This is a genomic window from Microbulbifer guangxiensis, assembly GCF_021729075.1.
Classification (GTDB): Bacteria; Pseudomonadota; Gammaproteobacteria; order Pseudomonadales; family Cellvibrionaceae; genus Microbulbifer; species Microbulbifer guangxiensis.
The window spans coordinates 24,719-37,733 of record NZ_JAJSAQ010000008.1 but is presented as its reverse complement, the minus strand read 5'-3'; the positions used below and the strand labels follow the sequence as shown (position 1 = coordinate 37,733).

Below are 13,015 nucleotides of genomic sequence, written 5' to 3'. Positions count from 1 at the left end.
AATGCCCTACCTACTTCTTCTTGGCCTCTTTGCGATACACGCGTTCCTCGGCGTAGCGGACACCCTTACCTTTGTAGGGCTCCGGCGGACGGAATGCGCGGATCTCGGCGGCCACTTGGCCCAGCAGCTGCTTGTCGCTGCTCTTCAGTACGATTTCAGTCTGGCTCGGGGTTTCGGCAGTTACGCCCTCCGGCAGCTGATAATCGATCGGGTGGGAGAAGCCCAGAGTCAGGTTGACGGTCTTGCCCGCTGCTTTCGCGCGGTAACCAACACCCAACAGCTGCAGTTTCTTCTCGAAGCCCTGGCTCACGCCAACAACCATGTTGTTGACCAGAGCGCGAGTGGTACCAGACAGGGCCTTTGCCTGCTTGGAGCCATTGCGGGCTACGAAAGTCAGCTTGCCTTCAACCTCGGCCACTTCCACATCGTTGTGGATGACCATGCTCAGGTTGCCATTTCCACCCTTGACGGCGATATCCTGACCCTTGAGGTCAACGGTAACGCCGGCGGGGATGCTTACTGGATCATTTGCTACTCGAGACATACCAACCCCCGCTTAGAATACGGTGCAGAGCACTTCGCCACCGACGCCGGCCTGACGGGCAGCACGATCGGTCATCACACCCTTTGAGGTGGAGACGATAGCGATACCCAGACCACCGCGCACGGAAGGCAGAGCTTTCTTACCAGAGTAAGCGCGCAGGCCAGGACGGGATACCCGATCCAGCTCAGCAATAACCGGCTTGCCCTGGAAGTACTTCAGGTCAATGGTCAGTTCGGGCTTGGCGCCCTCGCTTACGGCGTAGTCAGCAACGTAGCCTTCGTCTTTCAGGACTTTGGCTACCGCTACTTTCAGTTTGGATGAAGGCAGAGAAACACTCGCCTTTCCGCGGCCCAGGGCGTTGCGGATGCGAGTCAGCATATCTGCCAACGGATCTTGCATACTCATTTATAAAGACTCCTCAAGTCTGCCTTTACCAGCTGGACTTAACCAGGCCGGGAACATCACCACGCATGGCCGCTTCGCGCAGCTTGTTACGGCACAGGCCGAACTTACGGTAGACAGCGTGGGGGCGACCAGTAATACGACAGCGGCGTTGCTGACGTACCGGGCTTGCATCGCGCGGCAGTTTCTGCAGCTTGAGTTGAGCCTCCCACTTCTCCTCATCGGAAGCAGTGGGACTGGCGATGATCGCCTTCAGCTCCTGACGCTTTTCGGCGTACTTAGCTGCGGTTCGAGCGCGCTTGTTCTCACGCGCAATCATGGATTTCTTCGCCATGGAATCCTCTTAACCCTTGAAAGGGAAGTTAAACGCTTTCAGCAGTGCGCGACCTTGGTCGTCGTTGGCTGCTGTGGTTGTAATGCAAATATCCAGACCGCGGAGCTTGTCTACCTTGTCGTAGTCAATTTCCGGGAAGATGATTTGCTCAGTCACACCCATCGAGAAGTTGCCGCGCCCGTCGAACTGCTTCGGGCTGATGCCACGGAAGTCGCGGATACGCGGGATCGCGATGTCGACCAGGCGCTCAAGGAACTCATACATGCGCTCGCCGCGCAGAGTTACCTTACAGCCGATCGGCCAACCATCACGGATCTTAAAGCCCGCAATAGACTTGCGCGCTTTGGTCACGATGGGCTTCTGACCAGTAATCGCTGTCATGTCACTGACAGCGTGTTCCAGTACCTTCTTGTCACCAATCGCCTCACCAACACCCATATTGATGGTGATCTTGGTGATACGCGGCACTGCCATCACATTCTCGAGCCCCAGCTCTTCTTTCAGCTTGGGCGCGAGTTCTTTAACGTAGAGCTCTTTTAGCTTTGCCATGATAAATACCCAACCTGCTTATGCGTCGACGGCTTCGCCGTTGGATTTGAAGACGCGAATCTTAGTGCCGTCTTCCAGTACTTTGAAGCCCACACGGTCAGCTTTCTGGGTTGACGGATTGAAAATCGCCACATTGGAAGCCTGGATAGCGGCCTCCTTCTCAACGATACCGCCGGAAATGCCCATCTGCGGGTTCGGCTTCTGGTGTTTTTTGATCATCTGTACACCGGATACGATCAGTCGGCCGTCGTTCAGCACCTTGCGTACGGTGCCGCGCTTGCCCTTGTCGCGACCGGCGATAACGATGACTTCGTCGTCACGCTTGATCTTGCGCATTACTCTATCTCCGCTCCAGGCTTAGATAACTTCGGGGGCCAGCGAGATGATCTTCATGAACTTCTCACTGCGCAGCTCGCGAGTTACCGGGCCAAAAATACGGGTGCCGACCGGCGCATGTTGCTGGTTCAGCAGTACCGCTGCGTTTTCGTCAAACTTGATCAGGGAGCCGTCCGGGCGACGCACACCTTTCTTGGTGCGAACCACAACAGCGTTCATCACCTGACCTTTCTTTACTTTACCGCGGGGGATGGCTTCCTTAACGGTCACCTTGATAATGTCGCCCACGCCAGCATACCGACGATGGGAGCCGCCCAGCACCTTGATGCACATGACGCGGCGAGCCCCACTGTTGTCAGCTACTTCTAAGTAGGATTCCGCTTGAATCATCGTCTCTCTCCGAAACTCTTCAATGCGCTAGGGGTTAAACCTTCGCCGCACGCTCTACAATTTTTTGCAAAGACCAGGATTTGCTCTTGGACAGCGGACGAGATTCCTCGATGGTTACAACATCACCGATGCTGCACTCATTGTTCTCGTCATGGGCCTTGAGCTTGGTGGACTTGCTCACAATTTTGCCGTAGATCGGGTGCTTAACACGGCGCTCGATCAAAACGGTGATGGTTTTATCCATCTTGTCACTCACTACCTTACCGGTGAGTGTGCGCTTCAGTTTTGCTTCAGCCATGATTAGTTACCTGCCTTCTCGGTCAACACAGTCTTAATGCGAGCAATGTCGCGACGAGCCTGCTTCAGCAGATGGGTCTGAGTCAGCTGACCGGTGGACTTTTGCATGCGAAGCTTGAATTGAGCCTCGAGCTGATTCAGTAATTCCTGGTTCAGCTCTTCAACTGACTTTTCGCGTAGATCTGCAGTCTTCATTACATCACCGAACGCTTAACGAAAGTTGTCTTCACAGGCAGCTTGGCTGCAGCGAGCTCGAAAGCTTCGCGAGCCAGATCCTCGGAAACACCCTCCATTTCATAGAGGACCTTACCCGGCTGGATCTGAGCTACCCAGTATTCTACGTTACCCTTACCTTTACCCATCCGAACTTCGAGGGGCTTACTGGAAATGGGCTTGTCCGGAAACACACGAATCCAGATCTTACCGCCACGCTTAACGTGACGAGTCATTGCGCGACGAGCTGCTTCGATCTGACGGGCGGTGATACGACCGCGACCGATGGCCTTGAGGCCGAACTCGCCAAAGCTCACCTTAGAGCCGCGCTGGGAAAGACCGCGGTTGCGACCCTTCTGTACCTTGCGGAATTTTGTACGCTTCGGTTGTAGCATCTGCGCACCCCTTACTTAGAAGCTTTCTTGCGGGTCTTCGCAGGCTTCTCATCGGGAATTTCGTCACCGATTACTTCACCTTTGAAGATCCAGACTTTGATACCGATGATGCCGTAAGTGGTCATCGCTTCATGAGTGGCATAGTCGATATTGGCACGCAGGGTGTGCAGGGGCACACGACCTTCGCGATACCACTCAGTACGCGCGATTTCCGCACCACCGAGACGGCCACTAACCTGAATCTTGATACCTTCGGCACCCTGGCGCATTGCGTTCTGAACCGCACGCTTCATGGCGCGACGGAACATCACACGACGCTCCAGCTGCTGGGCTACGTTCTGGGCAACCAGCGCAGCGTCCAGATCGGGCTTGCGCACTTCTTCGATGTCGATGTGCACAGGCACACCCATCTGAGCGCTTACCTCGTTGCGCAGACGCTCAACGTCTTCGCCTTTTTTACCGATCACGATGCCCGGGCGCGCAGTGTGAATAGTCACACGAGCGGTGTTGGCCGGACGTTCGATCTCGATACGGCTCACGGAGGCGTGGGCCAGCTTCTTGCGAATGAATTCGCGAACTTTCAGATCCGTGTACAGCTTGTCTGCGTACTCGTCGCTGCCGGCATACCAAACAGAAGTATGCTTTTTAACGATACCCAGACGAATGCCGGTAGGATGTACTTTTTGTCCCATGGTTTTCTCGCCTGCTCTCTTATTTCTCGGCCACTTTCACAGTGATGTGACAAGTACGCTTAAGAATCCGATCGGCACGACCCTTGGCACGCGGCTTAATGCGCTTCATGGTCATACCTTCATCTACGAAAATCGTAGAAACCTTCAGCTCGTCAACGTCTGCACCTTCATTGTGCTCGGCGTTGGCAATGGCCGACTCCAGAACTTTCTTGACGATCGCCGCGCCCTTCTTCTGGCTGAACGCCAGGATGTCCAGGGCTTCCTCGACACCTTTGCCGCGAATCTGATCAGCTACCAGACGCGCCTTTTGCGCCGACAGACGAGCGCCGCGTAATTTTGCTGCTACTTCCATCGTTATAACCTCGGCTTAGCGCTTCTTCGCTTTCTTGTCCGCAGCGTGACCGCGGTAAGTGCGGGTAGCGGCGAACTCGCCCAGCTTGTGGCCAACCATTTCTTCGTTGACCAGGACGGGCACGTGTTGACGACCGTTGTGCACGGCAATCGTCAGACCCACCATTTCCGGCATAATCATGGAACGGCGGGACCAGGTTTTAATCGGTCGACGATCATTGGCTGCAATCGCCGCCTCCACCTTCTTGATCAGATGAAGATCAATGAAGGGACCTTTTTTCAATGAGCGTGGCACTGTCGATTCCTCTCTAGCTGCTCAGACGACGCGCGGCTTACTTGCCGCGACGACGTACAATCATGTTATCGGTGCGCTTGTTCTTGCGCGTCTTCTTACCCTTGGTCGGAACGCCCCACGGAGTTACCGGGTGACGGCCACCAGAGGTACGGCCTTCACCACCACCATGCGGGTGATCCACCGGGTTCATCGCCACACCGCGAACGGTAGGACGAACACCGCGCCAGCGCTTGGCACCAGCTTTACCCAGCTTGCGCAGGCTGTGCTCAGAGTTGCTCACTTCACCCAGGGTGGCGCGGCACTCGGACAGAACCTTGCGCATCTCGCCGGAGCGCAGACGAATGGTCGCGTACTGACCTTCGCGGGCTACCAGCTGTACAGAGGCACCGGCAGAACGAGCCAGCTGGGCGCCTTTGCCCGGCTTCAGCTCAACACCGTGAATCACGGCACCAACCGGGATGTTGCGCAGCGGCAGGGTGTTACCCACGCTGATCGGCGCCGCATCACCGGACTGTACGGTTGCACCAGCCTTCAGGCCTTTCGGTGCAATGATGTAACGACGCTCGCCGTCTGCGTAGCAGACCAGGGCAATGTGCGCGCTACGGTTGGGGTCATACTCAAGACGCTCAACCTTGGCCGGAATGCCATCTTTGTTGCGCTTGAAGTCGACAACGCGGTAATGCTGCTTGTGACCACCACCAACGTGACGGGTGGTAATGCGGCCAGCGTTGTTACGACCACCAGATTTGCTCTTGCTCTCTACCAGAGGCGCGTAGGGCGCACCTTTGTGCAGGTCAGGGTTAACAACCTTGACCAGGTGGCGACGGCCGGCAGAGGTCGGTTTACTTTTTACAATCGGCATTGCAACTTTCCCCTTTACTCAGCAGCTTCAAAATTGATGTCGCTGCCTTCGGCCAGGCGAACGTAGGCTTTTTTCCAGTCATTGCGCTGACCCATGCCGTAGCGGGTGCGCTTGGTCTTGCCCTTGACGTTCACGGTGCGTACCTGCTCAACGGAAACGTTGAACAGCTTTTCTACCGCAGCCTTGATCTCAGCTTTAGTGGCATCAGTGGTAACCTTGAAAACCACCTGGTTGGCGGCATCCGCCAATACAGCAGCCTTTTCGGAAATTACCGGGCCCAGCAGTACTTTGTAGAGTCGCTCTTGGTTCATCCCAGCACCTCTTCAATTTTCTTGAGCGCAGACACGGTAACCACGACCTTGTCGAAGCGGATCAGGCTTACCGGATCGATACCCTGCACATCACGAACATCGATCTTGTGCAGGTTGCGCGCTGCCAGGTAGAGGTTCTCGCTCACTTCTTCACTGATAATCAGCGCATCAGAGAGATCGAACTGTGCCAGCTTGCTGACCAGCTGCTTGGTCTTGGGCGCGTCGACGTCGAAGGACTCGACCACCACCAGACGCTCCTGGCGAGCCAGCTCGGACAGGATGCAGCGCAGCGCAGCGCGGTACATTTTCTTGTTCAGCTTGACGCTGTGATCGCGCGGCTCAGCGGCGAAAGTTACACCACCGGAACGCCACAGCGGGCTGCGGATAGTACCGGCACGAGCGCGACCAGTACCCTTCTGACGCCAGGGCTTCTTGCCGCCGCCGGAAACGTCAGAACGGTTCTTCTGGGCCTTGGTACCCTGACGAGCGCCAGCCATGTAGGCAACGACCGCCTGGTGAACCAGGTCCTGATTGAATTCACGTCCGAAAGTCACTTCAGAGACAGCTACAGTGCCTTTAGCGCCTTCGGGAGTAGCGATATTCAGTTCCATATCTATTTCCCCTCAGACTTAGGCTTTAACTGCCGGACGAACGATTACATCGCCGCCGGGCGCACCGGGAACGGCACCCTTGACCAGCAGCAGGTTACGCTCGGCGTCAACGCGAACCACTTCCAGGTTCTGCACGGTCACACGCTCGGCACCCATGTGGCCGGCCATTTTCTTGCCTTTCCACACACGGCCAGGAGTCTGGCACTGACCGATAGAACCGGGTGCGCGGTGAGACAGGGAGTTACCGTGAGTTGCGTCCTGGGTGCTGAAGTTCCAGCGCTTAATACCGCCCTGAAAACCTTTACCCTTGGAAGTGCCGGTTACGTCAATCATCTGACCAGCTTCAAAGCCGGAAACAGTGATCTCGGAACCGATTTCGAATGCCTCGTCAGAACCGTCAGTGCGCAGTTCGAAGAGACGAGAGCCGGCCTCGGTGTTGGCCTTGGCGAAGTGGCCCGCCTGGGGCTTGGAGACACGGGAAGCCTTGCGGTTACCCACAGTTACCTGAACTGCAGCGTAGCCATCAGTTTCCACAGTTTTCACCTGGGTGACACGGTTCGGAGCTACCTCAATCACGGTAACCGGAACAGAAGCGCCATCCTCAGTGAAGATGCGAGTCATGCCGCTCTTGCGGCCGACAATACCTATAGTCATCGTATTAACCTCTCAGTGCACGGGGCTTTAACCCACTGCGGCCGCCCAGTTTCAGAGCGTTACACTACCCGGACCTTTTTCGCCCGGGATTCGGTAGTTAATTTAAAGTGTTAGCCGAGACTGATCTGAACCTCAACACCGGCTGCCAGATCGAGCTTCATCAGCGCGTCGACAGTCTTCTCGGTGGGCTCAACAATGTCCAGCAAACGCTTGTGAGTACGGATCTCGTACTGGTCGCGCGCGTCTTTGTTGACGTGCGGGGAAATCAGCACGGTGTACTTCTCTTTGCGAGTCGGCAGCGGAATGGGACCGCGAACCTGCGCACCAGTGCGCTTGGCCGTCTCTACGATCTCCTGGGTAGACGTGTCGATCAGCTTGTGATCAAACGCCTTCAGGCGAATTCGGATGCGTTGACCCTGCATGGAATCAAACTCCAACTTAAGAACTAAAGAACGTCCTTTTACGCAGCCCCGAGGGCGGGCGAAAAGGAGCGCGAATTCTACGGGCGATCTGAACAACTGTCAACCACGCGCCAGGCATCAATTGCTCGGGGGCGCAGCGGCGGCAAACTACACTTTCCCCACCGGCCAGCTACAGGAGGGAAAAGCAATGACCATCGCAGCCACGGTCAGTCAGTTTCTTGATGACCACTCAGTTTCATACCGCGTCATTCCCCATGCCCACAGCGCCACCAGCCGCGAGACCGCCCATGCCGCCAATGTGCGCGAGGACCGGGTCGCCAAGGCGATCCTGCTGCGGGATGACCAGGGCCTGGTGATGGCAGTGATACCCGCCAGCGGCAGCCTCGACCTGCGGGCGATCCACGACGAAACCGGGCGCAACCAACTCGAGATGGTGCCCGAGAGCGATTTGGGCCGCACCTTCCCGGACTGCGAGCTCGGCGCCCTCCCGCCACTGGGGCAGGCGTACGGCATTACCACCCTGCTGGACTCGAGTTTCGGACACTGCGACACCGTCTACTTCGAGTCCGGCGACCACGAAGGCCTGGTGGCCATGGACGGGCAAGATTTCGACCGGCTTTATCAGGGCAGTCACCACTGTGATATCAGCAAGGACTGGCCATAAGTGAAGGCAGTGGGTGCCCGAACAGTCACAACTGCACCGCCCGTAAACAGAAAAGGCCGCAGTGTTTCCACTGCGGCCTTTCTTCAAGATCAGGAGTAGTGATTACTCAACGATCTTGGATACCACGCCGGCACCAACGGTACGGCCACCTTCGCGAATCGCGAAGCGCAGACCTTCTTCCATGGCGATCGGAGCGATCAGGGTAACGGTCATCTGGACGTTGTCGCCCGGCATTACCATCTCGGTACCTTCCGGCAGCTCACACGCACCAGTTACGTCGGTGGTACGGAAGTAGAACTGCGGACGGTAGCCCTTGAAGAACGGGGTGTGACGACCACCTTCGTCCTTGGACAGTACGTACACTTCCGCTTCGAACTTGGTGTGCGGAGTGATGGAGCCCGGCTTGGCCAGAACCTGACCACGCTCCACTTCGTCACGCTTGGTGCCACGCAGCAGGGCGCCAATGTTCTCACCTGCACGACCTTCGTCGAGCAGCTTGCGGAACATTTCCACACCGGTACAGGTGGTGGTGGTGGTGTCCTTCATACCAACGATTTCGATCTCGTCGCCGGTCTTGATGATGCCACGCTCTACACGGCCGGTTACTACGGTACCGCGACCAGAGATGGAGAATACGTCTTCGATCGGCATCAGGAACGGCTGGTCTACCGCACGCTCCGGCTCCGGGATGTACTCGTCCAGGGTCTCAACCAGCTTCTTGACAGCGGTAGTACCCATCTCGTTGTCGTCTTCGCCGTTCAGGGCCATCAGAGCGGAACCGGTGATGATCGGAGTGTCGTCACCCGGGAACTCGTACTGGTCGAGAAGTTCGCGAACTTCCATTTCTACCAGCTCGAGCAGCTCTTCGTCGTCGACCATGTCGGCCTTGTTCAGGAATACCACGATGTACGGTACACCGACCTGACGGGACAGCAGGATGTGCTCGCGGGTCTGCGGCATGGGGCCGTCAGCAGCGGAACAAACCAGGATAGCGCCGTCCATCTGGGCCGCACCGGTGATCATGTTCTTGACGTAGTCGGCGTGTCCCGGGCAGTCAACGTGCGCGTAGTGACGGGTCGGGGACTCGTACTCAACGTGGGAGGTAGCGATGGTGATACCACGCTCACGCTCTTCCGGCGCATTGTCGATACCGTCGAAGGCAACAGCCGCACCGCCCCAAACTTCCGCACAAACGCGGGTCAGAGCAGCGGTCAGGGTGGTTTTGCCGTGGTCAACGTGACCGATGGTGCCCACGTTTACGTGGGGCTTGGAACGTTCAAACTTTTCTTTTCCCATTTTCAGGATCCTCTAACTAAAAAGTTGTAAAGGTACTAAAGCTTAGGCTTTGGTTTTGGCGATGATTTCATCGGCAACGTTTTTGGGCGCTTCCGCGTACTTCAGGAACTCCATGGTGTAGGTGGCACGGCCCTGGGTGGCAGAACGCAGGTCAGTGGCGTAACCGAACATCTCGGCCAGCGGCACTTCCGCGTTGACAACCTTGCCAGAGGAGCTGTCTTCCATACCCTGAATCAGGCCGCGACGACGGTTGAGGTCGCCAACCACGTCACCCATGTTTTCTTCCGGAGTAACCACTTCCACTTTCATCATCGGCTCGAGCAGCACTGCGCCACCCACCTGAGCCAGTTTCTTGGTGGCCATGGAAGCGGCGATTTTAAACGCCATTTCGTTGGAGTCCACATCGTGGAAGGAACCGTCGTACAGAGTGGCCTTCAGGCCCAGCAGCGGGTAGCCAGCCAGTACACCGTTTTGCATCTGCTCTTCGATACCCTTCTGTACCGCCGGGATATATTCCTTCGGTACCACACCACCAACGATGGCATTTTCGAAGACCAGCTTCTCACCAGACTGGTCTTCAGCCGGCTCGAACTTCACCCATACGTGGCCGTACTGACCGCGACCACCGGACTGACGAACAAACTTGCCCTCAATCTCGGAAGTGTTGCGGATAGCCTCACGGTAAGCCACCTGCGGCTTGCCGATGTTCGCCTCCACGTTGAACTCGCGACGCATACGGTCGACGATGATGTCCAGGTGCAGCTCACCCATACCGGAGATGATGGTCTGGCCAGTCTCTTCGTCGGTCTTGACGCGGAAAGACGGGTCTTCCTGGGCCAGCTTGCCCAGTGCAATACCCATTTTTTCCTGGTCGGGCTTGGACTTCGGCTCCACCGCTACGGAAATTACCGGTTCCGGGAATTCCATGCGCTCGAGAACAATTTTCGCATCTTCGGCACACAGGGTGTCACCAGTGGTCACATCCTTCAGGCCGATTGCGGCAGCGATGTCACCCGCCAGTACTTCCTTAATCTCTTTACGATCATTGGAGTGCATCTGCACCATACGGCCGACGCGCTCTTTCTTCATCTTCACAGAGTTGTAAACCGCGGTACCGCTTTCCAGCTTACCGGAGTAAACACGGAAGAAGGTCAGGGTGCCCACGAAGGGGTCGGTCGCGATCTTGAACGCCAGCGCGGCGAAGGGCGCGTTGTCGTCGGCTTCACGGCGCTCGACGGTCTCACCATCTTCCAGGGTACCTTCAATCGCACGAACTTCGGTCGGTGCCGGCAGGTACTCGATGACCGCATCCAGCATGGCCTGTACGCCCTTGTTCTTGAACGCGGAACCGCCCAGAACCGGTACGATTTCGTTGGCCAGGGTACGCTGACGGATTGCTGCCTTGATCTCTTCTTCGGTCAGCTCACCTTCTTCCAGGTACTTTTCCATCAGCTCTTCGCTGGCTTCCGCCGCAGCTTCAACCAGGAACTCGCGCATTTCATCGCACTCGTCCTGCATGTCAGCCGGAATGTCGGCGTAGTCGAAAGTCATCCCCATGTCTTCTTCGTTCCACAGGATGGCTTTCATCTTGACCAGGTCGACAACACCCTTGAACTCGTCTTCGGAACCGATGGTCATCTGCAGCGGTACCGCGTTGGCGTTCAGTCGGGTCTTCAGCTGGCCGACAACCCTGCGGAAGTCCGCGCCGGCGCGGTCCATCTTGTTGACGAAGACCATGCGCGGTACTTCGTACTTGTTGGCCTGACGCCATACGGTCTCGGTCTGCGGCTGCACACCGGAAGAACCACACAGAACCACAACAGCGCCGTCCAGTACACGCAGGGAGCGCTCCACCTCGATGGTGAAGTCAACGTGTCCGGGGGTGTCGATGATGTTGATGCGGTGCTGGTCGAACTGCTGCTGCATACCAGCCCAGAAACAGGTTGTTGCGGCAGAAGTAATGGTGATACCACGCTCCTGCTCCTGCTCCATCCAGTCCATGGTTGCGGCGCCTTCGTGCACCTCACCAATCTTGTGGGACAGGCCGGTATAGAAAAGTACGCGCTCGGTGGTGGTGGTCTTGCCCGCGTCTACGTGGGCACAGATACCGATATTACGATAGCGTGCGATAGGCGTTTTACGTGCCACAGTTGTATCCTCGATATAACGGCAAAAGGCAGCCGTGGAATAGAGCCCAAGCTGCCTTTCGGTATTAATGTCTCACACTGTTTTTCAGCAGTTTGAAAAAAGTCATGAGGCTTAGAAGCGGTAGTGAGAGAACGCCTTGTTGGCTTCCGCCATGCGGTGTACGTCTTCGCGCTTCTTGACCGCGCCGCCCTTGTTCTGGGAAGCATCGATCATTTCGTTGGCCAGGCGCTGGGCCATGGACTTCTCACCGCGCTTGCGGGAGAACTCCACCAGCCAACGCATTGCCAGCGCCATGCGACGGGAAGGACGCACTTCTACCGGCACCTGGTAAGTCGCACCACCAACACGGCGGGACTTTACTTCCACCATCGGCGCAATGTTTTCCAGGGACTCTTCGAAAACTTCGATCGGGTCTTTGTTGAGCTTTTCTGAGATCAGGTCCAGGGCGCCGTATACGATGCTCTCGGCTACTGATTTTTTGCCGCTGATCATGACGTGGTTCATGAACTTGGCCAGGGTGACATTCCCGAACTTGGGATCGGGGAGCACTTCGCGCTTGGCGACTACTCGTCTTCTTGGCATTGTAATTGCCTCTCTTCAGGGTTGCTCTGAGACGCCGCCGTACAAATACAAATCGGCGAGCTCAGCCTTACTCCGGTTGGAAACCGAAACGCATTGGGTCAAATAAGGAATAAACCTTACTTGGGTCGCTTGGCGCCGTACTTGGAACGGCCCTGCTTGCGATCGTTTACGCCGGCACAGTCCAGTGCACCGCGTACAGTGTGGTAGCGCACACCCGGCAGGTCTTTTACACGACCGCCGCGAATCAGTACCACGCTGTGCTCCTGCAGGTTGTGACCCTCACCACCGATGTACGAAGTTACTTCGTAACCGTTGGTCAGACGTACACGGCAAACCTTACGCAGTGCAGAGTTCGGCTTCTTCGGTGTGGTGGTGTACACACGAGTGCAAACTCCACGACGCTGCGGGCTGGCCTGCAGAGCGGGAACGTCGCTTTTTTCGACTTTGCGTTTTCTCGGCTTACGAACCAACTGGTTGATCGTTGCCATTAAAAATCACTCCAAAAAATAAAACGCCCCCACCTCTAACAGTGAGGGCCAGTCGTCAGTGTATGCAGCCCGGGCACGTAAACGCGCTCGCCGGACAGCAGACCCCACATAAGCGGGGGCCGCATTCTATAAGCGGTCACCCCGCGAGTCAATTGGCAGATTTGTGAGTACTCACTCCT

Annotated in this window: 22 protein-coding genes; 1 reads left to right on the top strand and 21 read right to left on the bottom strand. The window is 56.7% G+C overall.

Annotation, left to right across the window (positions count from 1 at the left end):
• Positions 1-10: 10 nt before the first annotated feature.
• From rplF to rpsJ, 17 genes are all read right to left on the bottom strand, one after another.
• Positions 11-544, bottom strand: a complete 534-nt coding sequence (gene rplF, locus LVD12_RS15675) for a 50S ribosomal protein L6 (protein ID WP_237068660.1) — start codon at positions 542-544, stop codon at positions 11-13.
• A gap of 12 nt (positions 545-556) precedes the next feature.
• Positions 557-949, bottom strand: coding sequence for a 30S ribosomal protein S8 (gene rpsH / locus LVD12_RS15670; RefSeq protein ID WP_237068659.1), 393 nt, complete (start codon positions 947-949; stop codon positions 557-559).
• Positions 950-974: 25 nt separating this feature from the next.
• Positions 975-1,280 carry a 30S ribosomal protein S14 gene (gene rpsN, locus LVD12_RS15665; RefSeq protein WP_237068658.1) on the bottom strand — a complete coding sequence of 102 codons (306 nt, stop codon included), beginning with the start codon at positions 1,278-1,280 and terminating at the stop codon, positions 975-977.
• A gap of 9 nt (positions 1,281-1,289) precedes the next feature.
• Positions 1,290-1,829 (bottom strand): 50S ribosomal protein L5, encoded by a 540-nt coding sequence (gene rplE / locus LVD12_RS15660; RefSeq protein WP_237068657.1) that lies wholly within the window; start codon positions 1,827-1,829, stop codon positions 1,290-1,292.
• A gap of 18 nt (positions 1,830-1,847) precedes the next feature.
• Complete coding sequence (rplX, locus tag LVD12_RS15655; protein WP_069946930.1) at positions 1,848-2,165, bottom strand: 50S ribosomal protein L24; 318 nt, start codon at positions 2,163-2,165, stop codon at positions 1,848-1,850.
• Between the two features lie 21 nt (positions 2,166-2,186).
• On the bottom strand, positions 2,187-2,555 hold the full coding sequence (rplN, locus tag LVD12_RS15650; protein WP_067087024.1) for a 50S ribosomal protein L14: 369 nt from the start codon (positions 2,553-2,555) through the stop codon (positions 2,187-2,189).
• Positions 2,556-2,589: 34 nt separating this feature from the next.
• A complete protein-coding gene (rpsQ, locus tag LVD12_RS15645; RefSeq protein WP_069946928.1) occupies positions 2,590-2,853 on the bottom strand; it encodes a 30S ribosomal protein S17 in 264 nt (87 codons plus the stop codon).
• A 2-nt stretch (positions 2,854-2,855) separates the two neighbouring features.
• Positions 2,856-3,047, bottom strand: coding sequence for a 50S ribosomal protein L29 (gene rpmC, locus LVD12_RS15640; protein ID WP_193166393.1), 192 nt, complete (start codon positions 3,045-3,047; stop codon positions 2,856-2,858).
• On the bottom strand, positions 3,047-3,460 hold the full coding sequence (gene rplP / locus LVD12_RS15635) for a 50S ribosomal protein L16 (RefSeq protein WP_067087034.1): 414 nt from the start codon (positions 3,458-3,460) through the stop codon (positions 3,047-3,049). The genes rpmC and rplP overlap by 1 nt, the downstream gene beginning before the upstream one ends.
• Positions 3,461-3,471: 11 nt before the next feature.
• Positions 3,472-4,152, bottom strand: coding sequence for a 30S ribosomal protein S3 (gene rpsC / locus LVD12_RS15630; RefSeq protein ID WP_237068656.1), 681 nt, complete (start codon positions 4,150-4,152; stop codon positions 3,472-3,474).
• Between the two features lie 19 nt (positions 4,153-4,171).
• Positions 4,172-4,504, bottom strand: a complete 333-nt coding sequence (gene rplV / locus LVD12_RS15625; RefSeq protein WP_069946925.1) for a 50S ribosomal protein L22 — start codon at positions 4,502-4,504, stop codon at positions 4,172-4,174.
• Between the two features lie 15 nt (positions 4,505-4,519).
• The gene (rpsS, locus tag LVD12_RS15620; RefSeq protein ID WP_069946924.1) at positions 4,520-4,798 is read right to left on the bottom strand and encodes a 30S ribosomal protein S19; all 279 of its coding nucleotides are present in this window, start codon (positions 4,796-4,798) and stop codon (positions 4,520-4,522) included.
• Between the two features lie 37 nt (positions 4,799-4,835).
• A complete protein-coding gene (gene rplB / locus LVD12_RS15615; protein WP_237068655.1) occupies positions 4,836-5,660 on the bottom strand; it encodes a 50S ribosomal protein L2 in 825 nt (274 codons plus the stop codon).
• Positions 5,661-5,674: 14 nt separating this feature from the next.
• Positions 5,675-5,971: a 50S ribosomal protein L23 gene (rplW, locus tag LVD12_RS15610; RefSeq protein WP_067087051.1), complete on the bottom strand. Its 297-nt coding sequence runs from the start codon at positions 5,969-5,971 to the stop codon at positions 5,675-5,677.
• Positions 5,968-6,582, bottom strand: a complete 615-nt coding sequence (gene rplD, locus LVD12_RS15605; RefSeq protein ID WP_237068654.1) for a 50S ribosomal protein L4 — start codon at positions 6,580-6,582, stop codon at positions 5,968-5,970. Before rplD ends, rplW begins: the two co-directional genes overlap by 4 nt.
• 18 nt (positions 6,583-6,600) lie before the next feature.
• On the bottom strand, positions 6,601-7,236 hold the full coding sequence (rplC, locus tag LVD12_RS15600) for a 50S ribosomal protein L3 (RefSeq protein WP_237068653.1): 636 nt from the start codon (positions 7,234-7,236) through the stop codon (positions 6,601-6,603).
• 110 nt (positions 7,237-7,346) lie between these two features.
• On the bottom strand, positions 7,347-7,658 hold the full coding sequence (gene rpsJ, locus LVD12_RS15595) for a 30S ribosomal protein S10 (RefSeq protein ID WP_066967210.1): 312 nt from the start codon (positions 7,656-7,658) through the stop codon (positions 7,347-7,349).
• Between the two features lie 187 nt (positions 7,659-7,845).
• Here rpsJ and LVD12_RS15590 point away from each other — a divergent pair, with 187 nt between their 5' ends.
• Positions 7,846-8,322, top strand: a complete 477-nt coding sequence (locus tag LVD12_RS15590) for an aminoacyl-tRNA deacylase (protein WP_237068652.1) — start codon at positions 7,846-7,848, stop codon at positions 8,320-8,322.
• 102 nt (positions 8,323-8,424) lie between these two features.
• Here LVD12_RS15590 and tuf read toward each other — a convergent pair whose 3' ends face one another.
• From tuf to rpsL, 4 genes are all read right to left on the bottom strand, one after another.
• Positions 8,425-9,618 carry an elongation factor Tu gene (tuf, locus tag LVD12_RS15585; protein WP_237068651.1) on the bottom strand — a complete coding sequence of 398 codons (1,194 nt, stop codon included), beginning with the start codon at positions 9,616-9,618 and terminating at the stop codon, positions 8,425-8,427.
• A gap of 42 nt (positions 9,619-9,660) precedes the next feature.
• Complete coding sequence (gene fusA / locus LVD12_RS15580) at positions 9,661-11,766, bottom strand: elongation factor G (RefSeq protein ID WP_237068650.1); 2,106 nt, start codon at positions 11,764-11,766, stop codon at positions 9,661-9,663.
• A 111-nt stretch (positions 11,767-11,877) separates the two neighbouring features.
• The gene (rpsG, locus tag LVD12_RS15575; RefSeq protein WP_237068649.1) at positions 11,878-12,348 is read right to left on the bottom strand and encodes a 30S ribosomal protein S7; all 471 of its coding nucleotides are present in this window, start codon (positions 12,346-12,348) and stop codon (positions 11,878-11,880) included.
• Positions 12,349-12,464: 116 nt separating this feature from the next.
• On the bottom strand, positions 12,465-12,836 hold the full coding sequence (gene rpsL, locus LVD12_RS15570; protein ID WP_067087076.1) for a 30S ribosomal protein S12: 372 nt from the start codon (positions 12,834-12,836) through the stop codon (positions 12,465-12,467).
• Positions 12,837-13,015 lie beyond the last annotated feature (179 nt).

What these genes read in the sequence shown, in the direction of transcription:
- rplB (WP_237068655.1), bottom strand. Translation starts at nt 5,660, where the DNA reads ATGCCGATTGTAAAAAGTAAACCGACCTCTGCCGGCCGTCGCCACCTG.
- rpsQ (WP_069946928.1), bottom strand. Translation starts at nt 2,853, where the DNA reads ATGGCTGAAGCAAAACTGAAGCGCACACTCACCGGTAAGGTAGTGAGT.
- rpsJ (WP_066967210.1), bottom strand. Translation starts at nt 7,658, where the DNA reads ATGCAGGGTCAACGCATCCGAATTCGCCTGAAGGCGTTTGATCACAAG.
- rpsL (WP_067087076.1), bottom strand. Translation starts at nt 12,836, where the DNA reads ATGGCAACGATCAACCAGTTGGTTCGTAAGCCGAGAAAACGCAAAGTC.
- tuf (WP_237068651.1), bottom strand. Translation starts at nt 9,618, where the DNA reads ATGGGAAAAGAAAAGTTTGAACGTTCCAAGCCCCACGTAAACGTGGGC.
- rpsH (WP_237068659.1), bottom strand. Translation starts at nt 949, where the DNA reads ATGAGTATGCAAGATCCGTTGGCAGATATGCTGACTCGCATCCGCAAC.
- rpmC (WP_193166393.1), bottom strand. Translation starts at nt 3,047, where the DNA reads ATGAAGACTGCAGATCTACGCGAAAAGTCAGTTGAAGAGCTGAACCAG.
- rpsN (WP_237068658.1), bottom strand. Translation starts at nt 1,280, where the DNA reads ATGGCGAAGAAATCCATGATTGCGCGTGAGAACAAGCGCGCTCGAACC.
- rplW (WP_067087051.1), bottom strand. Translation starts at nt 5,971, where the DNA reads ATGAACCAAGAGCGACTCTACAAAGTACTGCTGGGCCCGGTAATTTCC.
- rplP (WP_067087034.1), bottom strand. Translation starts at nt 3,460, where the DNA reads ATGCTACAACCGAAGCGTACAAAATTCCGCAAGGTACAGAAGGGTCGC.
- rplE (WP_237068657.1), bottom strand. Translation starts at nt 1,829, where the DNA reads ATGGCAAAGCTAAAAGAGCTCTACGTTAAAGAACTCGCGCCCAAGCTG.
- rplN (WP_067087024.1), bottom strand. Translation starts at nt 2,555, where the DNA reads ATGATTCAAGCGGAATCCTACTTAGAAGTAGCTGACAACAGTGGGGCT.
- rplC (WP_237068653.1), bottom strand. Translation starts at nt 7,236, where the DNA reads ATGACTATAGGTATTGTCGGCCGCAAGAGCGGCATGACTCGCATCTTC.
- rplV (WP_069946925.1), bottom strand. Translation starts at nt 4,504, where the DNA reads ATGGAAGTAGCAGCAAAATTACGCGGCGCTCGTCTGTCGGCGCAAAAG.
- rplF (WP_237068660.1), bottom strand. Translation starts at nt 544, where the DNA reads ATGTCTCGAGTAGCAAATGATCCAGTAAGCATCCCCGCCGGCGTTACC.
- rpsC (WP_237068656.1), bottom strand. Translation starts at nt 4,152, where the DNA reads ATGGGACAAAAAGTACATCCTACCGGCATTCGTCTGGGTATCGTTAAA.
- rpsG (WP_237068649.1), bottom strand. Translation starts at nt 12,348, where the DNA reads ATGCCAAGAAGACGAGTAGTCGCCAAGCGCGAAGTGCTCCCCGATCCC.
- LVD12_RS15590 (WP_237068652.1), top strand. Translation starts at nt 7,846, where the DNA reads ATGACCATCGCAGCCACGGTCAGTCAGTTTCTTGATGACCACTCAGTT.
- rplD (WP_237068654.1), bottom strand. Translation starts at nt 6,582, where the DNA reads ATGGAACTGAATATCGCTACTCCCGAAGGCGCTAAAGGCACTGTAGCT.
- rplX (WP_069946930.1), bottom strand. Translation starts at nt 2,165, where the DNA reads ATGCGCAAGATCAAGCGTGACGACGAAGTCATCGTTATCGCCGGTCGC.